This is a genomic window from Pantoea sp. ACRSC, assembly GCF_022346785.1.
GTDB lineage: Bacteria > Pseudomonadota > Gammaproteobacteria > Enterobacterales > Enterobacteriaceae > Pantoea > Pantoea alvi.
Genome location: NZ_JAKRNN010000034.1, coordinates 1 through 22,974 on the forward strand (window position 1 = coordinate 1; position 22,974 = coordinate 22,974).

Sequence of the window (22,974 nt, forward strand, 5' to 3'; positions counted from 1 at the left end):
CATGGTGCGTGCGCTGAATAAAATAACGAAGGCTGGTATGCCAGAAAGCGTGCGTATTGCCTGAAAACCCGGTCAGCTACAGAGTCACTCGTCCTGAAGCTGATTTATTCAACAAAGCCTCCTGGATTTAACGGAGGCCAGGGTCTGCCAGCTCAATAAAAAAATCGCCCAAAAAATTCAGTCTTTTTTCCAGAAGTGAAAGGTGTATGCAGAAACTCTTAGGTATTTTGATCATCCTGGCCTGCGTCGTTGGCGGCTTTCTTATGTCTGGCGGCAGACTGATGTCGTTCTGGCAACCGGGTGAAATCATCATCATTCTTGGCGCCGGGATGGGCGCGATGGTGCTTGCCAACCCGCCAGCGGTGATGAGGGAGATGTATCGCCAGTTCCGCGGCATTATGGGCAAGAACGACTATACCAGCGAGTATCAGCGCCAGTTGCTGATGCTCCTCTATGAACTGCTGGAGCTGGTACAGGATGGCGGCCTGAAGGTTCTGGATGAACATATTGAATCGCCCGAGAACAGCCCGCTGTTTCAGAAGTACCCGCTTATGCTTCACGACAATGCGCTGGTGACCTTTATCTCTGATAACTTCCGCCTGATGGCGATGGGCAAGATCAACGAGCATGAGCTGGAGGGCATCCTTGAGCAAGAGCTGGTGGCGATAGAGGAAAACCTTCTTCAGCCCTCCCGGTCGCTGCAGCGTACGGCAGAAGCGATGCCCGGTTTCGGCATCTGCGCCGCGGTGCTTGGCATTATCATCACCATGCAGTCCATCGATGGCTCTATTGCGGTTATCGGAGTGAAAGTGGCTGCGGCGCTGGTCGGCACCTTCCTCGGGGTATTTTTCTGCTATTGCCTGATGGATCCGGTCGCAAACGCCATGGAGCAGCGCACCAAAAAGCAGCTTGCGGTGCTGGAGTGTGTCCGCACCGTGCTGGTGAACCATGTGGCCGGTAAACCGACGCTTCTGGCGGTGGATGCGGGCCGCAAAATGCTACCGATGGACACCAAACCCACCTTTGCCACGCTCGACGGCTGGATAAATCAGATGGCTGGTGACGCCTGATGCGCGGCCGTAATAAAGAACATACCACCATCATTAAACGCTCTTCGCGCAAAAGCCATGATGCCTTTCATGGCGGCGCGTGGAAGGTGGCCTTTGCCGACTTTACCCTGGCGATGATGGCGCTATTTATGGTGCTCTGGATTATGGGCGCGGTAACAGAACAGGAGCGCAAAGAGATCGTCTCACGGCTGCACGGCGAGTCGATATTTGATGGCGGCATCATCCTGTCAATTACGCAGGAAGAGTTTGCCGGAGACAGCCAGATCGCGCTCGTCCACCAGCATAGCAGCAGTGACGATGGCGAGGGCGCTGCCGACGCTGATAAACAGCCAGAGCCGGAGGCGCTGGCGAACAAGACGGATAGGCTCAAAGAGGTCAGCGTAAACGGGCCGGTCAGCGTGAACGCGCAAAGCGAAATTGAGGAGCTGGCGCGCGTTATCATGAAGATAACCTCCGCCTATAACGCGCAGGCGAATCTCCAGATAGAGGTGGTGCCTCAGGGGTTACGTATCCTGATAACCGACGATCGTAAACGCGAAATGTTCCAGCGCAGCAGCGCCATTTTGGCTCCCTTTTTCAAACAGCTGCTGACCGAGTTTGCGCCCGAGCTGAACAAAATTGATAACAAGATCGTGATTACGGGCCATACCGATGCAACCCGCTATCGCGATCAGGAGCTTTATAACAACTGGACGCTCTCAGCCGAGCGTGCGATGCAGGCCCGGACCGTGCTGACGCGCGGCGGTCTCGATCCGGAAAAAGTGTTGCAGGTAAGCGGCATGGCCGACCAGGTGCTGCTGAACCCGGATGATCCCCTGAGTTCCGAGAACCGACGCATCGAGATCATGGTGCTGACAAATTCGGCCAGCGATTCGCTCTATCAGTTCTTCGGGCATCAGGGCGAGAAAGTGATTAAGCCACTGGCAGATAAGCTTAACCATCCTCAGTAACGTCCAGATTAGCGCTGTGAAACCTTTCCCTCCTCTCCGCCAGCTCTTACCCGTAAGGACTTATCCTGTCGCTCTGCTACGCGCTTTCTTCCTGATAGCTATTCTGGCCGGCCCGCTAGCCTCGGCCGAGGCGCAGCCCGTGCCCTTATCCGGGTCGACAATCTCCGCAGAGGCGCAGCAGCGTAAAGCGAACCGTGACAGGCTTTTTGCGCAGGCGAAAAAGCGCAAAACAGGGGTGCCGTCCACCCCCGGCCAGCTATCCCGCGAGCGGGAGCGGAAACTGGCGCAGCGCCTGAGCAACAGAAAGATGCTGGCGATGCATCCGCGCTGGGAGCCTGGCGTTCTCGGCGGCTCAGAGAAAATGCTGAACCGGGTGCGGGAGAAGCGCCGCGTGAGAGAGAGCCAGACAAAGTTACGCACCGTCCTTCAGCGCCTGAAAAGCCAGCTCGGAAAACCCTATCAGTGGGGCGGAGCGAGCCCGCACGAAGGGTTCGACTGCAGCGGACTGGTCTTTTACGCCTTCAATCACGTACTCGAGCAAAAACTGCCGCGTACGGCTAACAGCATGTTCCAGGATAACCGCTTAAAGCGGGTGCAACAGCAACATTTGAAGAAGGGCGATCTGATCTTTTTCAATATCAACCAGCGGCCGGGGGCCGATCACGTCGGCGTTTATCTTGGCGAGGGGCAGTTTATCGAAGCGCCGCGAACCGGACTCACTATCCGTATTAGCCAGCTCACCAGTGATTTCTGGCAACAACGTTATTTAGGGGCACGACGCGTCCTGTAAGGCCGTGCGGATAGCCCGTTAACCTACCTGTAATGAGACTTTAAATAATGACTGCACAACGTATGAAATTCGCTATCGATGATGGCTCAACCAACGTCAAAATCAGCTGGATCCAGGACGGCGTTCTGAAAACCGTGGTATCGCCAAACTCCTTCCGCAAAGACTGGAAAAGCGCCGCCCTGCTGCGCGGGCAGTCGGTATATAACTACACCATAGGCACAACGAAATATACCTACGACGCCACCTCTGACAAGGCGCTTTCTACCACGCACATCGATTACCAGTATGACGATCTCAACCTGCTGGCCGTTCACCACGCTCTGCTGCAGACGGGTATTGCGCCGTGCGAGGTTGAGATCATTGTTACCCTGCCTATTACGCAGTACTACAACCCGGACGACTGCCAGCGTAACGAAAGCCGCATTGAGGCAAAGCGGCGCAATCTGATGCGGGATATCACCCTGAATAAGGGAGAGCTGTTTCGCATCGCAGACGTTCAGGTGATGCCGGAAAGCCTGCCAGCGGCGCTTTCGCACCTGCTTAACTCACAGGTTAATGAGTTCACCAAATCGCTGGTTATTGACTGCGGCGGCACCACGCTCGATATGGGGGTGATTGTCGGTGAGTTTGATGATGTCTCTGCGATCTATGGGAACAACGAAATTGGCGTGGCCATGGTGACCGACGCGACGCGTAAGCTGTTAGCCGCCGCCGATAGCGACTCCAGCTACCTTGTTGCAAACGAGCTTATAAAGCGCCGCCATGATATCGATTTTGTGAAAAGCGTGATTAACGATGAGTCCCGCATTGCCGATATCCTGGAGCGGATTGAAATAAAGATTCAGGAGCTCGGGGATCAGGTGGCTTATGAAGCGAAGAAGTTCGCCAAAAACCCGAACCGCGTTTATCTGGTCGGCGGGGGCGCGCATCTGGTTGAACAGGCGGTTCGCGATACCTACGCCACGCTGGGGGATCGCGTAATCGCCATCGATAATCCACAGAGCGCGCTGTCGCGGGAAATTTGCCTCTACCATGCCGATTCAGAAGTGGGGGAGGTCGCCCTGCCGCATATGTCAGAGGTGGGTGTCGATGAGTAACGGGCCTGTCCGGCGGGTTAATTTTACGCTTTATTTGTCACCTGAGCATTCGCGCGCAGACCGGCGCGCAGTGCTGCAGCTGAAACAGTGGCATCAGGCCATTAAGCTTCAGGGCGGCACTCCTGAAGACAGCCAGATGGAGATGCGTCGTTTCCACCGCACCCTTTACCTGGCGGGCTTACAGCTGCAACTCCTCAACCCGCTACTTTGCAGCCATGTTGCGGAGTCGCTGGGGCGCGAAGGGCTGACGCTGGATGGCCTGTGTCAGGAGCTTTCCAGCGCCGGTCTGCTTGCTGCCGGTGGGGCTGCTCCTGTGGAGACAGACCCGGCAAAAGCGAGCGCGGATTTCAGCAAGCAGCAGCTGCGTCAGCTGCGCGCGCTGATGTGCGACGCGCTACAGCGACAGCCGCCAACCGCGCTGGACGAGGCGTCGCGTGAAGAGCTGACCCAGCTGCGCAGCGAGGTCGTTCACCTGAAAACGCTGCTGGAGCAGCAGACCCGGCTGCTGCGCAAGCTAAGCTCTGGCGCGTCCGGCGGCGCCATACCCGCGGAGAGTGCTAAAAACGGCCAGACGGAAGAGATTGCGCTGAGCAGCCTTAGCGCGCCGGCGCAGAAGATGAAAGCCATTCGGCAAAAAGGCATTTTCTGACCTGTCTGGCGTTGATGCCAGACAGCCGAAAAGGCGGTGGGCAGGGAGAGGCTCGCCTGCGGCAGGGGGCAGAAAATAGGGGTGAAGGTGCTGTCGCTGCCGCAGCAAAAGGCTGCGCGAGTGATACAACTGGCGGTGTTGGAGCAGGACTGAAGGTGGAGCTGGTTTTTTGGGCACTTAGCGCGGGTTTACCGCGTCGTCGCTTGCATGGCGACGCGCGGCAGGTATAATCCTCAACGTTTCCGCATCCCCTTCCGTGCCGGAGTGGCGAAATCGGTAGACGCAGTTGATTCAAAATCAACCGTAGAAATACGTGCCGGTTCGAGTCCGGCCTTCGGCACCATATGCGAAATTAAGTCACCTAAGGGTGGCTTTTTTTGTGCCTAAAATCAGTGAATTACTTCTTTTCTGCTCATTTTTCATTCTCATCGTATCTGATGGTATCTGCGGGTATATCGCATAAAGCGGGATATAAATATGTATATCCCAAGTTCGATTTAGGGCGGTATACAGTTTTGGTTAAAAAATGACCTTATATGCTTTGTGTTGCAAATATGCTGGATAGAAATGAGCATTAGTAGTGAGAATTGGTACTACCGATAGTTCAAGAGTATGTATGACCTCTGTTCTGTAAATTACTTCATGCGTACACCGATCTGCGAGTGTACAGCTAAAAGGCAGATTAGCGTCCGTTCTGTGTCAAAAACTGCCCCTGTCTTTTTGTTAACCGCACCACCAATTGTATGGATGTTTTCTATATATCAAGCTACATTGAGATAGCTATTTAATGGCTTAAACAATAATAGACACTATGCTCAGGAAGGAAAAGCGCGGATGCCAATACCTATACTCTATACAGAACGCTTACTGTTAAAACCATTATCCTCAGATGATTCCTCACAAATTCAAAAACTTTATCCTCGCTGGGAGATTGTTCGGTACATGGTTTCATCAGTACCATGGCCCTATCCGGATAATGGTGCCGAGAATTATGTCAATAACGTGGCCTTGCCTGATATAGCAAATGGAATCGCTTGGATCTGGACTATCAGACATCGTGAAACACCTGACAACCTGGTAGGTTTAATCTGTCTGTATGATGTTGAGGATAATAATCGAGGATTTTGGTTAGCTCCGGAGCATCAGGGAAAAGGATTTATGCGCGAGGCCTGTAATGCAGCTACAGATTATTGGTTTAATTCTTTAAATAAGACTGTATTGCGTGCGCCGAAAGCGGCTCTCAATAACCGTTCCAAACGTATTTCAGAAAGCAGTGGCATGCGGCTCATCAGGACTGAAAAGAAAGCGTATGTCAGCGGTATTCTGGATTCTGAGCTATGGGAAATTACCCGTGACGAATGGAATGCTCGTAAGGGTGGATAATACGATTATGTCACGTCTGCTTATCGCTCATAGCGGACCTTGGGGTCTTGCTTTCTGTCCGCTATGTGCCAATTGCAGACGTTGTTGCACTGCAAAAATATCTTGTCCGGATCAAGGTATCGCCACCACTTGTTAGGTGGATTAATCCGTATTTATAACAAATACAATTCCCGGCTGTACCTATAAGCTGTTGTCAGTTATACAAAAGCGATGTAGTGTTCCACACATTAAATTTACAAACGTGGAAAAGTCCGTGTTTAGATACAGATTTTTCCGCTGAATAACCGCATATTTACAAGGGTTTATCATGAGTAAGTGGCTATTAGACAGGCTATTTGAAGCCGGTGATCAGGCAGAGCCCCGGTTTGCGTTTCAGGGGACTGTAAATTGGATGAGGGCCCTTGCCGAAGTCGTTAACGGTGGCGCTTGTGCCGATGATAAACTAAATGATTTATATGCTCGGGTACAACGTAGACCTGTCAATCGTGAAGCTGATACGCTTGTTTTTGAGAACACAATGATGGCCTTACATAATCTGTCATCTTTGAAAAGTATGAATAAAGATGTCGAAGATAAATATGACATATGTCGTTCAGCTATTATTTCTTGGTATTACAGTATCTATTTTTCCGCTAGCGCGATGGTTGCAGCATCTTCTGGTTCTATTCAAGAGACACATACAGCCACAGCAAAAGTTTGGCAGTCAGATATCGCGGAAAAAAAACTTATCCCATATCCATTTAATCTTCTTCTAACTAGTTTAGTTTCAAACACTGCTGATGCCGAGATTGCTGCATATAGAGGTGCTAACCGTTTCGACCTGAATGATAGAGCTTATGATAATGAAACTGCTCATGGTGCACTGGTTTCCTATCTAAAGGGGACTCATGGCTACAAAAAGTGGGAAACAGAAGAGAGGGTGAGAACTTCTCGTGATTTCAAAGCTCTTGGTGTTGACAACTTTCGCACGAAAGCTGCTCGCGAAGTTCGCGATCACGCACTAGAAAAAGGACAAGTTAATTTCCTTATTCAGGCATTTAGATACCGTGGTAAAGCGAACTATCGTGACTCTATATTTTTATCCTACGGTGACAACAACGAAGCTATTATAGAAGAATTTATCCAAGATTTGTATGACGTCGCTATTGGCTTCATTAGGGCTACTTCGCATTATTGCAGTCGAAGAGTCGAGAGAGGTACGTGGGCTGAGTTTGTCGAGGATATTTCTGATAACTCAAGGTTGTCTATTGACTCTGTCGTGCTTGAAATATAACAAACAATTTAAGAATGGCTCAGCACGCTTGGCATTTTCAGTTTGGTTCAAATTTAGTGATTAAGGTATTCAAATTGAGTATGGTGAATACGTGCTTCACAATTTAATTGGGCGTTAATGCCCGCTTTTCGCTCAAAGCAGCCCTTCACTTCTTTAACAAAGGCTCAGATAACCTTCAAATGACTCCCAAATGGCAGTCATTTGACATGCAAATGAGTCTCAAATGACAGTCGTTTAACCTGCAAATAAGCCTCAAATAATTGTCATCAAAAATCATGATGTTACGGGTAGTAGAGACAAAAAATTTCATACGCCTGAAGGCTTACAAAAAATGCATCGCCTGAAGGCTCACTCGATCAAGGTTTTTACCCCCAATGACGCTATGCGTTATATAAAGAAAAGGCCTGAAGGCCTTGAGGGGCAAGGGCTGGAAGGCAAAATGCGCAACTTAATTGATGCAACGTTGATTTTGTTATTATTTTTTACTAACTTATAAAGCATGAAAGCCGCTCATGAGAGCTGTCAGGGCTAATACTGACAACATTAACTTTTGATGGCAAAGTCTGGCCGATAACAGACACATAACTTCGCTGTAACGGCAAAACCTGGCCAAAACAGGTATCAAATCTATGGCTTTTGTAACTTTCAGTAAGTTATGAATAAATACAAGCCTTAAATCTATCAAATATATTAAATATATGAAGGTGCGTCTCACAGTGTCATTATCTTGATAATGTGGTGTTTTATAAGCATTTTCTTAAATTTATTAAATCTAACGCAGAACCCCAATCTAGCGGGTGCTATCTCCTGCGGCAAAAACGTATAAAAACTATTTCGGGGCGAGACCAGTCCGAGCCCGTCTGAATCAGGCAAACCGGGGCGAACAGGCGCTATGGATGATGATATCTATGGTGGTCGCTGGCTATAGCATTACAGGTCAGATGTTCTTACAACTCACTATTAGTAGGCACTTATATTATGTTTGATGCAAAAACGATAGTCATAAAATTGCAGGAGGAGACTAGGCTACGCAGGAAACGGCCTTACCGGCGTAACCAATCACGTCTGGATAGATATCGGGTAGAAATTCTCGCATTAAAACATCACGGAGCTTCTGCCGCTGAAATTCAGCGTTGGTTAAGACAAAAAAGAGTCTGTGTTGTTTTAACTACGGTTACGCGTTGGCTGGAGAAACATCATGGCTAGATTTTCATCTGAAAAGACGGATCGAGACATAGCTAAACGTCAGGCTGCTAACGTAATGAAAGTTTTGCAGGTTACTGCTTTTCGCTCCGTCGGAACAGTGAGGAATTATCAGGCAGCACTTACACGTATTGCTCTCTATTTCAGAACCAATGGTGGAGTGAACCTACAGGACATCACGCCGGAAATGGCAATCCAATTCCTCCACAGTAGGGCTGCCTCTGTTGGCCAAAAAAGTCTGGATATGGAACGTCAGGCCCTACAGGCGATGATGCTACACCTGACACGAGTTTTACCCGATGGCCAAACATTGAGAGTAGTTCGTTCTCTGCATGAACAGTCCTTGTCATCCAGATCCTATACATCAGAACAAATTGAAATTATTGCATCCCACCAGTCAGACAAAAACCGCTTAGCCACGCGTATTGCCTATAACGCAGGATTACGCAGTCATGAGCTGTTTTCTCTACGTGAATGGCGGTATCGCGAACCTAGTGCCCGGCCTGCGTCAGATAAGAAGTTTATGGGGCGGGGCGGCGTATCATACACAGTCCAGGGTAAAGGAGGGCTGCTCCGGGAAGTCAATATCGCATCAGAATTAGCAGAAATGCTGGAGAGCAGGATATTAGCAGAACCGGTAACGGTGACGGACCGAGGCATTCATTATCAGCAATATTATGCGATTTCTGCGGGCCAATCTTGGAGTCGATCATTCAGCAATGCCAGCACCAGAGCATTGGGATGGTCAGCGGGGAGCCATGGAACGCGACACAGCTATGCCCAGGAACGTATGGCCGAGCTACAAGATTATGGGTGTTCCTATGACGAGTCACTGGAAGTAGTGAGTCAGGAAATGGGCCATTTTAGAGCAGAAATCACCAAAACTTACCTGAGGTGAAAAGAATTTAAATCTTTTGTTTTGTGATAACCCTTATTAATGCGGAATAATATTCTGTTAATGGTTGGTTTTATTTTATTAAAAATTACATTCATTCAATTTATTAATATTTTCTGATTTGTTTTTTAAAAGTGCTATTCGACCCTGGTAACACTCGTAGTAGCTTGGATATGTGGCCAGTGATTACCAGATTTGTTCGTATCTAAAAATACAATCGGAGAATTAATTATGTTGCTGACAGATGCATTTATCAAAAAACAGCTGAGAGAGTTAAACGCTAAAAAATTAGCTGGGGAGAGTATCGAAAGAGAGACGCGCTTATCCGATGGTGGAGGGCTATATCTATTGCTCAAATCCAGCGGCAGCGCTTATTGGCGATTACGTTATCGCTTCCAGGGTGAGGACCGTTTGACCTCATTTGGTGAGTACAAATATGTTCCTCTGGCTTTGGCTCGTGAAAAACGAGAAGAATATAAAGCCAATATAGCAAGAGGGATTGATCCACGCGGAATAAAAGATCAGGAAAATGTCTTAACTTTCCGAGAAGTCGCCATGCAGTGGCACGATAGTAATCGACAGTGGTCACCAGAGCATAGTCGGCGTATTTTAAAATCCCTGATGGATGAGGTTTTTCCTCAGTTAGGTGAAAGCAATATTAAGTCCCTTAATGCGCAGGAGCTATTACAGCCCGTAAAAATCATTCAGACATCAGGGCGTTTAGAATTAGCTTCTCGTATTTATCAACGCATTAATTCTATTATGACATTGGCGGTTGATAATGGATTATTAGAGTTTAATCCTATTGCCCATAAATCTGGCGCATTAATAAAGAAAAATTTAGTCCATCGTCCGGCTCTGGAGTTGGAAAAACTTCCTGATTTATTAAGGAGAATTGATGAATATAAGGGGAGGGAATTAACGAAGCTAACAATTCAATTCCTGTTGCATACCTTTGTCAGATCGAGCGAAATGCGTTTTGCGCGCTGGGATGAATTTGATCTGGAGAATGCTGTATGGACCATTCCCTCTATCAGGGAGGAAGTACCCGATGTTAAATTTTCATATCGTGGTTCTAAAATGAAAACACCTCATATTGTGCCATTGAGTGATCAGGCACTGAAATTAATTAAAAGTATTAAGGAGTTTACCGGAAACAGAATATTTGCCTTTACCAGTGATCACTATCCCAAAAAACCAATGAGTGAAAATACCATTAATCATGCATTGCAAACGATGGGATATAACACCAAAAAAGATGTTTGTTCTCATGGATTCCGTACGATGGCCTGTAGTGCACTTATTGAGTCAGGGAAATGGAGTCGGGATGCCATTGAACGACAGATGAGTCATCAGGAAAGAAATAATGTTCGTGCGGCTTATATTCATAAAGCCGAACTTATTCCGGAAAGGATGAAAATGATGCAGTGGTGGTCTGATTATTTAGAAAAAATCAGCCATGAATTTCATCATCCGTATTCTTTTGAAAATAACAAATAACTTATTTATAACGAGAGGTAGTCATGGAAAAATTATTATCATTTAATCAGGTTATGGATATCACAGGTTATTCACGACCGCGTATTTATGAGTTGATAAAGCAGGGTTTATTCCCAAGGAAGATAAAAATAGGGGCAAGTAAAGTCGCTTTTATCGAGAGTGAAGTAAATGACTGGGTTCAGAATAAAATAGCCACTTCTTTACGATAATCTAACTTCCAAAAAATAACTGTCTTTTCTGGCAGTGGGTAACTATTGCCAGAATATAATTAATTTTAATATGGGTATCAGAAATGAGTCATGCAAAAAATAACAGAAACAGACATGAACACGTCATCAACAAACTACCCATCAGCGTAGGATCGGATGGCTATGATAAACAAAATAGCTATGTGATGAAAAATTATATAACAGAAAATTCTTTATGCAGTATTTACGGGCCGAGTGGATCTTATAAAAGTTTTCTTGCTATATCGTGGGCGTGCCATATCGCAACTGGTATTGAGTGGTCTGGTAATAGAGTCAATCCGGGGGTTGTGATTTATATTGTCGGTGAGGGGGGGATTGGGGTTAGCCGAAGAGTAAAAGCATGGGAAAATATCTACAATAAAAAAGTCAGTAATCTTATATTAGTCAACCGACCGGTGTTTCCTGCCGATCCCTCAGAACGGCGTGATTTACTGAATGGGATAAAATACATTGAAGGGAAATGCCGATTACCTGTCAGATTGATTATTTTTGATACGCTAGCACGTTGTTATGGCAATCTGGATGAAAATAACTCGCAAGATATGGGCCGTCTGATTGTTGGATGTGATGCTATAAAAAATGGAACATCAGCCAGTGTCCTTCTTGTACATCATTCAGGTAAAGATGAAACGAAAGGTGCCCGAGGCTCAAGTTCATTAAAAGCGGCACTGGATGTTGAATTTAATGTGAAAAAAGATAAAGAAAACCAATCGCTAATTTTGTCCTGTACCAAAATGAAAGACGCGGAAGAACCAAAGTGTCATGCTTATAAATTGCATGAATCAGAGTTGTTTATAGATAGTGACGGCGAAAGGATTTCTTCTCTGGCGGTCATTGATCATGCTCGAAAAGCAATAAACCTATACCCTGAATTATCACATGTTTCAAACCTGACTGATAATCATAAAGCTGTTTGGGAAATGATTCATAAAATTTTTTCAGACGGTGGGAGATGTACTAAAAAAATGCTTCGTGACGATTTGAAACAACGAGGGATTGAGGTTAAGCACTTTCACCGATGGGTGAAAAAATTTATTGATGATGGAATGTTAATAGAAAATGGTGAAGAACTACTACTCGTAAAGCAGTAAATTTTTTCATATATCTTACTGATGTAAAATATATTTTTGGGATTTTAGATTTATCAACTTTTCGTGTGATATACCCAAAATAATTTAAGTTGCAGCCAACGCATCTGCAGCTTGAAGTATGACGGTTATAGAAGGTTTTTCCTGCCGCCTCATTACATTCGTTGGCCAACGCCTCACGACCGGACAATAAATTGCCCTGCCGTGAGGCGTTTTGCTTATTGCCTATGCGTAGCGAATACCATCTCCGGTTGACGGGGCTTCTGAGCGAGGTTCTGGTGTTATGTGATGTTAATGAAGGGCTAAAGGTGCCGCGGCTTCTAGGTCTGGCTATGACTCACATTAGCGTATCGGTGTGGCGTAATGTGAAGCGGTGCAGAGGGTAATTCCATGCACTTTCTCTTGATAATATAATCTTTAGCTTATATTATCACTCTATAAGTCATAGCTTATAAGTGGATGGTATGTAGACAGTACTTTTTAGCCAACGATTTGATGATTGGTTAAGCGAGTAGGATGACGCGCTTCAGGAAAAAGTGCTGGCGGATTTGGGCAAGTTACAGATGTATGGCCCTGAGTTGCCCAGACTCTATGTGAGAAACTGATGCGTATTGCTGAAGATGAGTTTACAGCGCACCTGAAAAATCTGGAGATAAACCAATGAGAACACTCGATGATGCGATTGCCGCTCGCTCTCCTGAAAGCCAGGCCAGAATCAAAGAGATGTCTGATGAAATGATCCTGGAGGTCGGCTTGCAGATGATGCGTGAAGAGCTGCAGCTTTCACAGAAGTATGTGGCGGAAATGATGGGCGTTAGCCAACCAGCGATCACTCAGCTGGAGCAGCGGGGTAATGACCTGAAACTGGCTACACTAAAGCGCTATATTGAAGCGATGGGCGGCAAGCTTAGTCTGGATGTTGAGTTACCCACTGGGAAGCGCATCGCGTTTCATATCTAAGCCCTTTTTCTCTTAGCCGATGTCTCAGGCTGATTCCCTTTAAGGCGATACGTTCCTGTCGTTCCTTTCTCCCCGTATAGTGAATTAAGCGCTATACGGGGAATCAACCTCGTCACTATGTGATTCCCCATTTTCTTTCCCTATAGGCGTACAATCTGGGGAATAAATTTAATTTATTGTTAATTAAAGATTTTTACTTCTGCGCTATGAGCCATATCTTTCCGCGTTTATCGATAAGAAAAGGGCATTCTGTCGGGAAAATATTGGGCAATGATTACCTTTTGTATTATTTCCTACGATATTGATGCTTAAGCAAGGTTAATCCCTTGATTAAAAACAGCACAGCGCTATGATTTTGAGAGATATTTCCCAAAATCGAACTTTTCAGCCGGTGCTTGGCAGCAATAAGTGACGGGTGATTGCGAGAGGAGCCTGACGTTGACCACCTCGATCCCCCCTTTATCAGCGAACTTTGCTTTTTTGGAAGAATATGATCCGCTGTTTGTGCAGATAACCACAACGGCTGAGCAGGTGTTTGCCAGCGATCCGAACACCACGCTAATGAAACTGCGCCAATTTGGTGAAGTGCTCGCTCAGAATATTGCTGTGCGGTTAAATATTAGTCTTGAAGATAATCCCAGCCAACAAGAACTGCTTTATCGACTGGACAGGGAGCTACAGCTCGACCCGGCCATTCGTCAGCTGTTTCATACTTTACGTATCGAAGGGAATAAAGCCACCCATCAGTTTCAAACCAAACACCGGGAAGCGATGGATGCCTTGCGCATCGCTCGTGCTTTAGCGATTTGGTTTCATCAAACCTTTGGTAACGCCGGAAGCGGGTTTAATCCCGGCCCCTTTACCGCGCCCCATGACCCCAGTACTCAGTTAACCCAGTCTCAGCTCGCCATTGAAAAGCTGAAACAGACGCTGTTGGCCACCAATCAAAAGCTAGAAAGCAGCGAACAGCTACAGGCATTACTCAAGCAGCAGAAAGAAGAGTATGCCCAACTGGCCGAGGCGATGGACAAGGAAGCGCGGGAACAGCAAACCCTGTTGGAAATTAATCAGCAAGATTTACTGCGCCTGCAAAAGGAGTATGACGCTAAGTTAAAGGCCCTGCAGGAACAGCTTGCCCAGCAGGCGCAACAGGTGGTCACTGACCAGCGTAAAGCGTTTAATCGGAAGTCCAGTTCAGCCCGTAAGCAGGTGATGACCGAAGAGCTGACGCGTATTCTGATTGACCAACAGCTGAATGAGTGGGGCTGGCTGGCAGATTCTGAGGAACTGACCTACCAAAAAGGTGCTCGGCCAGAAAAAGGGGTGAACAAAGCCATTGCTGAATGGCCCACTTCATTGAAGGGTGAGCGAGGCAGAGCCGATTACGTTTTATTCTGCGGGCTTATCCCCATCGCGACAGTGGAAGCGAAAAAGAAAAATGAAAATGTCGCCGGGAAAATTCCTCAAGCTGAGCGTTATAGCAAAGGCTTTCAGTTTGATGCCTCATTAACACCCGCCTGGAAGGAGGAGGGGTTAATGGCAGGTTGGGATGATGGTACCGGAGAGGTATTCGAGATCCCCTTTGTATTCTCCTGTAATGGACGCCCTTATATTAAGCAGTCGGCAGAGTTTTCCGGGACCTGGTTTCGGGATGTCCGCTCCGCGGATAACACTGGCTACCCGTTAGAAAATTTTATTACCCCTGAAGGTCTGATAGACCGCCTCCATCGCAGCCGCGCCGAAGCTGAAGCCAAACTGCATAATGAACCCTTTGGCTATCTTGGCTTGCGTGATTATCAGGAAAAAGCGGTTAAAGCGGTGGAATCGGCCTTGGAAGACGGGGCACGAGAAGCGCTACTGGCGATGGCCACCGGCACCGGTAAAACCCGAACTATTATCGGCCTGATCTATCGTTTTTTAAAAGCAGAGCGCTTTAAACGTATTCTGTTTCTGGTTGACCGTTCAGCCCTCGGGGAACAGGCTCAGGATGCCTTTAAAGAGGCTTCATTAGAGCAGAACCAGACCCTGTCGCAGATCTACAATGTTGCTGAGCTGGGGGATATGGCGGCTGAGGCGGAGACCCGTGTTCAGGTGGCCACGGTGCAGGCGATGGTCAGTCGTATCTATCGTTCAGGCAATCAACCCGCGGTGGATACCTTTGACTGCATTATTATCGATGAGGCGCACCGGGGATATACCCTCGATCAGGAGATGACCGAGGGCGAACTGGCTATCCGCGATAATGCTCAGTATCTCTCCAGTTATCGTCGGGTGCTGGACTACTTTGATGCGATAAAAATTGGCTTAACGGCTACGCCAGCCAGGCATACTAGCGAGATTTTTGGTCATCCGGTCTATACCTATTCTTATCGCGAAGCGGTGGCGGAAGACTGGCTCATCGACCATGAACCGCCGATTCGCTATACCACTCTGCTCAGTAAGCATGGTATTCACTTTGAGAAAGGGGATGAGGTCAGTGCCATTGACACCGAAACCGGTGAAGTGGATATCAGTGAACTGGAAGATGAGCTCGATTTTGATATCGAGGCCTTTAACCGCCGGGTGATTACCGAAGAGTTTAATCGGGTGATTTGTGAAGAGTTAGCGAAAGAGATCGATCCTGCCGGGAATGAAAAGACCCTGATTTTCTGCGCCACCGATGCCCATGCGGATATGGTTAAACGCTTATTGGATACTGCGATGGGCGATATCCATCCTGATTTTAATCAGGCCGCGATACAAAAAATCACCGGTAAAAGTGATCAGGTGAGTAAACTGATTAAACGCTTTAAAAATGAACGTTATCCGAGTATTGCCATTACGGTAGACCTTCTGACCACCGGGATTGATGTCCCGCCTATCACGCACCTGGTGTTCCTGCGGCGCGTGAAGTCCCGCATTCTCTATGAGCAGATGATTGGCCGGGCAACACGACGCTGCGATGAGATCGGTAAAACCGTATTCTGGATCCACGATCCGGTGGATCTCTATGCCACGCTGCAAGATGTCAACACGATGAAACCGCTGGTAAAAAATGCCGGAGTCAGTATTGAACAGCTGGTTGAAGAGCTTGCCAATGATGAGGTGCTGGCCACCGCCCTCAACACGCCAGGGGATAGCGCCATGGAAACGCAAGCGGATAGCCTGCTTAATCAGCTGAGTCAGAAAGTGATGCGGGTGTTGCGTAAAGCCGAAAGCAAAGCCGACAGGCAGCCGGAGGTGCGTGAAAAATTAAACGAGCTGGAAGCCTTATGGGGCGTCGAGCCAAAAAATCTGCATCAGCATCTGCATAAAATCGGCCCGCAGCAAGCCTCCGTGTTTCTGAAACAGCACCGTAATCTGATTACGCAGCTTGAAGATGTAGGGGCCCTGCTGGGCAGTGAATATCGCCCGGTGATCTCTGACCATAAAGATGAGCTGATCAGTAGAGAGCAAAACTACGGGCGTTATCAGAAACCGGCGGACTATCTGCAGAGCTTTAGCGAGTTTATCAAAAATAACCTCAACCAGTCCGCAGCCTTATCGGTGGTGGTAAATCGTCCGCGTGATTTGACGCGGCAGCAGCTTAAAGAGATCCGCTTATTACTGGATGAGGCGGGCTACAGTGAGGCTAGTCTGCGTTCAGCCATCCGCACGGAGAGTAACCAGGATATTGCCGCCACCATTATCGGCCATATTCGCCAGGCGGCCCTAGGGGAATCCCTAATACCGTTTGAAGAGCGCGTCAAACAGGCACTGGATGGCATATACGCCCAACATCGCTGGACCACTGTGCAGAAAAAGTGGCTGGAGCGTCTGGCTAAACAGCTGGTACATGAAGTGGTATTGGATAAACACTTCGTGAATCAATGCTTTTCTGATGCAGGAGGCGCGAAAAGAATCAATGTGTTACTGGATGACCAGTTAGATAGCATTCTCGAGCAGATGAACGACACCTTGTGGGCTCCAAAAACCGCCTGATCGTGCTACCCTTCCCCATAATTTTTCAGCAAACAGGCCGGGTTACCGGCCTTCTTCGGAAGTCCTATGAGCAATAATAACGAAATCGTCCAGAAACTCTGGAACCTGTGTGATGTACTGCGTGATGACGGCATTAACTACAGCGACTATGTCACTGAGCTGGTATTACTGCTGTTTATCAAGATGGTGCATGAGAACACCGAAGCTGAAACGCTGGATAAACACACCTTGCCAGAAGGCTGCCGCTGGACCGATTTAAACGCAAAATCTGGTATTAACCTGCTGAATGATTACAAACAAATTCTGCTGAAGCTCTCGACCGGTAAAGATGCCGAAGGTAACCTGGTGCATGCTGACCCGCTGATTACCGCCATCTATGCCGATGCCCAAACCCGCCTGCGTGAACCGCGCCATCTGGAACAGCTGATCCGCTCGCTGGACCAAATTGACTGGTTTAGTGTCCAGAAAGACGGCTTAGGTGATTTATATGAAGGTCTGCTGGAAAAAAACGCCGGTGAAACCAAGTCTGGAGCCGGGCAGTACTTTACCCCGCGGGTACTGATTAACAGCATGGTTAACTGCATCAAACCCCAGCCGGGGGAAGTGGTGCAAGACCCGGCGGCAGGCACTGCCGGTTTCTTAATCGCTGCCGACCAGTATATTAAGTCTCATACCGATGATCTCTATGATTTGACCGCCAAAGAGCAGCAGTTTCAGAAAAACAAAGCCTTTGTCGGTGTTGAACTGGTGCCCTCAACCCGCCGTCTGGCGCTGATGAACTGCCTGCTGCATGGTATGGAAGGGGACGATGAAGGGGTAGTCCATCAGGGTAATGCCTTGGGTATGGCCGGGCAATCGCTGGCGAAAGCCGATATTATTCTGGCTAACCCGCCTTTTGGTACCGCGAAGGGGGGCGAAGCCAGTATTACCCGGGATGACCTTACCTATCCCACCAGTAATAAGCAGCTGGCCTTTTTACAGCATATCTACCGTAATCTAAAACCGGGCGGCCGCGCGGCTGTGGTTTTGCCGGATAACGTCTTATTTGAGGCTGGGGTCGGGACTGATGTGCGCCGGGACCTGATGAATAAATGTAACCTGCATACCATTCTGCGCTTACCCACCGGTATTTTTTATGCCCAGGGCGTGAAAACTAACGTACTGTTTTTCACCAAAGGCACCGAGGCGGATAAATACCAAGAAGAAAACTGTACGCAAAATATCTGGGTCTATGATCTGCGCACCAATATGCCGAGCTTTGGCAAGCGCACTCCGTTCAATGAAAACCATTTAAAACCTTTTGAAGGCGTTTTCGGTGACTCACCCACCGGCAATAGCCCGCGTCAGGAAGGGGAGTGGAGCTTTAACGCTGAAGAAATTGAAGCCCCTGATACGGCTGAAAATGACAATGTGGCCGAGCGCCTCACAACCAGCCGCTGGCGGGTCTTTACCCGGGAGTGGATCCGCGACACCAAAGGCGATTCGCTGGATATCTCCTGGCTACGGGATAATAGCAGCGTCGATGCTGCCAGCCTACCAGAGCCTGCTGTATTAGCCGGAGAAGCCATGAGTGAACTGATACAGGCCCTCGGTGAGCTTGATGCATTGATGCGGGAGTTAGGGGCAGGGGAAGAGGCTGATGTGCAGAAGGTGTTGTTACAAGAGATATTTGGTGAGGATAAAGCATGAGTCAGGTAAGCTTACCTAGTGGGTGGATTAATTTAAAATTTACCGATATCTTGGATGTTCAAGGAGGGACTCAACCACCGAAATCAGAATTTATCTCTGAAAAACAAGATGGATATATTCGATTACTACAAATTAGGGACTTTGGTAAAAAACCTGTTCCAACATTTATACCTGAAAGTAAAAAACTGAAGAAATGTAGCAAACAAGATTTATTAATTGGTAGATATGGTGCTTCATTAGGCCGGATTTGTACTGGGCAAGAGGGAGCATATAATGTTGCTCTTGCAAAAGTTATATATCCGAAAGAGATTTTTTTATCGTATATACGATATTATCTTGAATCAGAAGAATTTCAATCACCATTAAGATTGTTATCTAGATCTGCTCAAAATGGATTCAATAAAGAGGATCTTAGTAAATTTATTTTTCTTCTCCCTCCATATGCCGAACAAAAAATAATCGCCGATAAACTCGATGACCTTTTGGCTCGCGTGGAGAGTATTAAAACCCGGCTGGAAAATATCCCTGAAATTTTGAAAAGATTTAGGCAGTCGGTGTTGAGTACAGAGTTTGATTATGAAATAGATGATTTTTCTTCGTTGAAAAACATGGAGTTAAAAGATATTTGCCGTAGTATTTCTGATGGGGATCATCAAGCTCCTCCAAAATCAAATTCTGGTATACCTTTTCTAGTAATTTCTGATGTTAATAAAGGGGTTGTTGATTTTGATAATGTCGTTAGACGAGTTCCATTGGAATATTATGAAAATTTGAAAGATATTAGAAAGCCAGATGAAAAAGACATTCTTTATACTGTTACAGGAAGTTTTGGTATTCCTGTTGTAATCACAGATAATGCTAAATTTTGCTTTCAGAGGCATATAGCTATTATTAAACCAAATCATGAATTGATTTTTTATAAATATCTATATTTTTATTTAAAATCACCTGAAGTGTTTAAATATGCTCAGAGAGTTGCAACAGGCACAGCACAAAAAACAGTGTCTTTATCAAATCTCAGAAAATTTAAAATTAGGTTGCCTTCAATTTTTTTACAAAAAAAAGTTGTGAGAAAGATAGAAGCGCTATTTTTGTACGCCGATACAATTGAAAAAAAATCTATAGAGGCAATGAAAAATATTAATCAACTAACCCAATCCATCCTCGCCAAAGCCTTTCGTGGTGAATTAACCGCCCAATGGCGTGAGGAAAACCCTGAGTTGATTAGCGGGATCAATAGTGCAGAAGCATTGCTGGAAAAAATTACTGCTGAAAAACTGGCTGCTGGTACGATAAAAAAACGCGCTAAAAAGTCTTCTCACTAAAATAAGCCCACGTTGGTGGGCTGCCATTAAGGTAATCAAGCGCTTGGTATTACTGCTCAAAATAATCCATATCGATTTTGGGCAGTTTAATCTGTTGCGAGGTAACACCCACTTCATTATCCATCATCAAGTTAACCAGTCGATTGCCATCGATCAGGACTAAACCTTCAACGGATCGGGAAAATTCCACCGCATGGGCGGTAAAGCCTGAGGTGGTGATAAAGATACCGCGTTTGGCTTTTTGTCCTGCCAGTGCGCCATAGAAAGCTTGTAGTTCTGGGCGACCAACAGTACCTTGCCAACGCTTCGCCTGGACATAGACCTTTTCTAGCCCAAGTTTATCCAGAGAAATAATGCCATCGATACCGCCGTCGCCGGTGCCCCCGACACGCTGAAGATCGTCTCTATGGCCGCCGTAACCAAGCTTATGCAACACATCTAAGACAATCACTTCAAAGCGATTCGGTGAGACCTGCAGTAAATTTTCCAGTAATTCGCTGGCGACCGCACTGCGGATCTCTGCCAGAGCTTCCGCTAAGCGGTCATCTGGGCTGCTGGTTTGCGGGGAAAGAGTCGTGTCCGGTGCGCCATCATCGTCCAGCACAACCGCATCCGTTGGGGTGGTTAGTCGGACGTTGATAAAATCAAACGCCAGATGATCAACCTGCGCTTTACTCAGGGGAAAAGGGTGCTGCTTAAGCCAGTTGAAGCCTGCCTCGGTTAAGCACCATTTACCGCGTGACAGGCTTTGGGATAGTCCGGCGCGTTTGAGCCGGTCGTGGGCCCACCCGGCCCGATTTTTGTAAACCGGTTGGCCGCTGGGGATAAGTTCATTGCGCTGGCTATCATCGAGATGCAGTAAGTTGGCTGCTCCCTCATAAACCTCTTTCGCGGCGACTCCGGTAGGTGATTGCTGTAATACCCGTAATACAGGCTCAATAAAGTTATCGTAGGTAGGAACCGACATGGTGTACTCTTCTCTATTAAGATTTGCTCTTTTTATTATGGCATCGAACTTATAAAGCGTGAAGTTCGATAACCAATTATTTTTTATTGATTATGTTTTTTGCTTACGAATAATAGGTTATATTTAATGGGTGCCATTAATAATCTTCACTCTCCTTTTTATTATTTTCTTTGAGGTTAATTATGATGGATAAAAAGATTGATTTTATTTTTTACCCTCCAATAAATGAAGCCTATTCTTCCAATGATATTTTTGATACTGAAGTTATTGGTTTGGAAATATCAGTGGGATATTACGATTTTAGTCTTGATAACTTCCAGCGGGAAATTCTGCACTGGTTTAAGCCACGCTTTGCGGCAGGGAAATTATTAGCGGGTATACAGCAGTTAGTGAAAAAGCAGATCCCTGAGATTAAGCCACATTCTATTGAAGTGAATGTGATACCTGAGGTTTTGCCGTTTGATGACGAAAATGGCGATATACTCAGCCTGCTGCAAATCTGCGGTTTAAGGATGACTGACTGGCAGCGCATTCGCGCGGATGTAGAAGTGACTACGTTGCCGCTCTGGCATGGTGAGGAAGAAGAGATCGTGCTTAATTTTTCCCCCAAGGTTCCGGCGGAGGTGATGCAGTATGTGAAACGCCTGCATGGCTGGACAGCCTATACCGGCATTACGGTAAGTGAGATAGACCCAGGCATTATCGCCCATCACGGACTTTTACCGTATATCCCTGAACGCCGACAATCAGAAAATTTATAGTTATCAGCAAATTATTCTTAAACCATGAGTCCGGCCTTCGGCATTCAGTACCTTGATCAATCTACAAAGCCCGTCATTACTGGCTTTAGCAAAAATTATCGAACTCCTTTGCATGGTAGAAATGATCCAAATCCTCACCAGAAATTGCCGCTGTAGTTAGTAGTGGCAGATCAGGGAATACTATCTCATAGCGGCGTGTAGTTCCAAGCTTCAAACACGTACAGTTTTCAACTTGAAAGCTATGACGCAGCCCACGTCTCTAAATCATCCCAAAACTTTCATTCATTCCACACTTAGCGCGGTGTTCCGTAATGCCATGTCGTGAGACAGCACAGGGGATAAACAGGCGATTGATGGGAATCCTAACCAGATCGGGAAAGAATCTGGCTCTGCCACGGTTTCAGCCACCGGACTATAACGGCTACCTGATAAGAGAATGAGTGAAAGCACAACACAGATGACGCCTACGGCGCTGATAGGATAATACCCCATCACGGCGCATTAGGTGAGTATTGTCTGAAGGTCAATAAACGGCTATAAATTAGGCATACCATAAGAAATCAAAAGGTGCGACTTTTGCCTAATTTTTCCGATATTGTAGATGCTTATAAGAAACTACCCACAAGCCTTTTCCTTACCGTTGGGATTGTCATCTCTATGATCCTGTTTGCACCTGAAGGATTTACTAAAGCGCTTGGGCTTCAGGAGTTCAGGGAGAGTTACAAGGTCTACATTGGTCCAGTATGGATATTGATGATTGCAATCCTTATTAGCCGCTTGATAGGGGGTATTCAAGAGGTTATAAGGAAAAAAGAAGTTGAAAAAGGTAGGAAGAAGCGGTTAGAGAATCTCACGCCTGATGAAAAACATTGTCTGTTGCACTTCACAGAAGGGCAGTTTCCTACCATTTACAGAAGCATGCATGATGGGGCGATTTGTGCTTTAGCATCGAGGAAAATCGTCTACCGTGCCAGTGCGCTTATTATGGATTATGACAATGTGCCTTACTGTATTTATCCGTGGGCAAAAGAGACGTTAGAAAAATATTGAAGTGGTTTACTGAATTTGGCCACCTGAACAGAGGTGATATGCTCACCTCAGAACATTACAGGTGCCTCAATGAAAAAAAGAAATTTCAGCGCAGAGTTTAAACGCGAATCCGCTCA

The 22,974-nt window shown here is 46.8% G+C and carries 19 protein-coding genes, 1 tRNA gene and 1 pseudogene; 20 read left to right on the forward strand and 1 reads right to left on the reverse strand.

All coding sequences use genetic code 11. From position 1 onward, the window contains the following. The first annotated feature begins 206 nt into the window (after positions 1-206). The 18 genes and pseudogenes from motA to MHZ97_RS21170 all read left to right on the forward strand — a co-directional run bounded on the left by motA (position 207) and on the right by MHZ97_RS21170 (position 20,080). Complete coding sequence (gene motA, locus MHZ97_RS21085; RefSeq protein ID WP_239315621.1) at positions 207-1,070, forward strand: flagellar motor stator protein MotA; 864 nt, start codon at positions 207-209, stop codon at positions 1,068-1,070. After that, positions 1,070-2,020, forward strand: a complete 951-nt coding sequence (gene lafU, locus MHZ97_RS21090; protein ID WP_239315620.1) for a putative lateral flagellar export/assembly protein LafU — start codon at positions 1,070-1,072, stop codon at positions 2,018-2,020. The genes motA and lafU overlap by 1 nt, the downstream gene beginning before the upstream one ends. 16 nt (positions 2,021-2,036) lie before the next feature. Continuing rightward, the gene (locus tag MHZ97_RS21095; protein WP_239315619.1) at positions 2,037-2,810 is read left to right on the forward strand and encodes a C40 family peptidase; all 774 of its coding nucleotides are present in this window, start codon (positions 2,037-2,039) and stop codon (positions 2,808-2,810) included. 47 nt (positions 2,811-2,857) lie between these two features. Beyond that, positions 2,858-3,907 (forward strand): plasmid segregation protein ParM domain-containing protein, encoded by a 1,050-nt coding sequence (gene parM, locus MHZ97_RS21100; protein WP_239315618.1) that lies wholly within the window; start codon positions 2,858-2,860, stop codon positions 3,905-3,907. 70 nt (positions 3,908-3,977) lie between these two features. Next, entirely contained in the window at positions 3,978-4,556 is a 579-nt protein-coding gene (locus tag MHZ97_RS21105; protein ID WP_239315617.1) for a hypothetical protein, read from the forward strand. 258 nt (positions 4,557-4,814) lie between these two features. Further along, positions 4,815-4,899, forward strand: a tRNA-Leu gene (locus tag MHZ97_RS21110). Positions 4,900-5,390: 491 nt separating this feature from the next. After that, positions 5,391-5,939: a GNAT family N-acetyltransferase gene (locus MHZ97_RS21115; RefSeq protein ID WP_023320124.1), complete on the forward strand. Its 549-nt coding sequence runs from the start codon at positions 5,391-5,393 to the stop codon at positions 5,937-5,939. A gap of 307 nt (positions 5,940-6,246) precedes the next feature. After that, the gene (locus MHZ97_RS21120; RefSeq protein ID WP_032412893.1) at positions 6,247-7,212 is read left to right on the forward strand and encodes a hypothetical protein; all 966 of its coding nucleotides are present in this window, start codon (positions 6,247-6,249) and stop codon (positions 7,210-7,212) included. 331 nt (positions 7,213-7,543) lie between these two features. Continuing rightward, positions 7,544-7,708, forward strand: coding sequence for a hypothetical protein (locus MHZ97_RS21125; protein ID WP_158610281.1), 165 nt, complete (start codon positions 7,544-7,546; stop codon positions 7,706-7,708). Between the two features lie 702 nt (positions 7,709-8,410). Then, positions 8,411-9,313, forward strand: coding sequence for a site-specific integrase (locus MHZ97_RS21130; RefSeq protein WP_032412895.1), 903 nt, complete (start codon positions 8,411-8,413; stop codon positions 9,311-9,313). Between the two features lie 228 nt (positions 9,314-9,541). Beyond that, a complete protein-coding gene (locus MHZ97_RS21135; RefSeq protein WP_064162469.1) occupies positions 9,542-10,810 on the forward strand; it encodes an integrase arm-type DNA-binding domain-containing protein in 1,269 nt (422 codons plus the stop codon). 23 nt (positions 10,811-10,833) lie between these two features. Further along, positions 10,834-11,019: an AlpA family transcriptional regulator gene (locus MHZ97_RS21140; protein WP_071579748.1), complete on the forward strand. Its 186-nt coding sequence runs from the start codon at positions 10,834-10,836 to the stop codon at positions 11,017-11,019. An 83-nt stretch (positions 11,020-11,102) separates the two neighbouring features. Continuing rightward, a complete protein-coding gene (locus MHZ97_RS21145; RefSeq protein WP_065809785.1) occupies positions 11,103-12,149 on the forward strand; it encodes a helicase RepA family protein in 1,047 nt (348 codons plus the stop codon). 470 nt (positions 12,150-12,619) lie between these two features. Beyond that, positions 12,620-12,739, forward strand: a pseudogene (locus MHZ97_RS22500) (type II toxin-antitoxin system RelE/ParE family toxin); the annotation flags it as partial. Positions 12,740-12,806: 67 nt separating this feature from the next. After that, positions 12,807-13,106, forward strand: coding sequence for a helix-turn-helix domain-containing protein (locus MHZ97_RS21155; protein ID WP_064162529.1), 300 nt, complete (start codon positions 12,807-12,809; stop codon positions 13,104-13,106). A 438-nt stretch (positions 13,107-13,544) separates the two neighbouring features. Continuing rightward, the gene (gene hsdR / locus MHZ97_RS21160) at positions 13,545-17,066 is read left to right on the forward strand and encodes a type I restriction-modification system endonuclease (RefSeq protein ID WP_065809786.1); all 3,522 of its coding nucleotides are present in this window, start codon (positions 13,545-13,547) and stop codon (positions 17,064-17,066) included. A 66-nt stretch (positions 17,067-17,132) separates the two neighbouring features. Beyond that, positions 17,133-18,755, forward strand: coding sequence for an N-6 DNA methylase (locus MHZ97_RS21165; protein ID WP_065809787.1), 1,623 nt, complete (start codon positions 17,133-17,135; stop codon positions 18,753-18,755). Beyond that, positions 18,752-20,080, forward strand: coding sequence for a restriction endonuclease subunit S (locus MHZ97_RS21170; RefSeq protein WP_065809788.1), 1,329 nt, complete (start codon positions 18,752-18,754; stop codon positions 20,078-20,080). The genes MHZ97_RS21165 and MHZ97_RS21170 overlap by 4 nt, the downstream gene beginning before the upstream one ends. 49 nt (positions 20,081-20,129) lie before the next feature. On the opposite strand, the gene MHZ97_RS21175 is transcribed toward MHZ97_RS21170, so the two are convergent. Continuing rightward, positions 20,130-21,047 carry a restriction endonuclease gene (locus tag MHZ97_RS21175; protein ID WP_065809789.1) on the reverse strand — a complete coding sequence of 306 codons (918 nt, stop codon included), beginning with the start codon at positions 21,045-21,047 and terminating at the stop codon, positions 20,130-20,132. A gap of 185 nt (positions 21,048-21,232) precedes the next feature. Between MHZ97_RS21175 and MHZ97_RS21180 the strand changes: the two genes are divergently transcribed. Together MHZ97_RS21180 and MHZ97_RS21185 are read left to right on the forward strand one after the other, a co-directional pair. Next, complete coding sequence (locus MHZ97_RS21180; RefSeq protein ID WP_239315616.1) at positions 21,233-21,808, forward strand: hypothetical protein; 576 nt, start codon at positions 21,233-21,235, stop codon at positions 21,806-21,808. Positions 21,809-22,384: 576 nt separating this feature from the next. Further along, entirely contained in the window at positions 22,385-22,858 is a 474-nt protein-coding gene (locus tag MHZ97_RS21185; RefSeq protein WP_239315615.1) for a super-infection exclusion protein B, read from the forward strand. Positions 22,859-22,974: the final 116 nt, after the last annotated feature.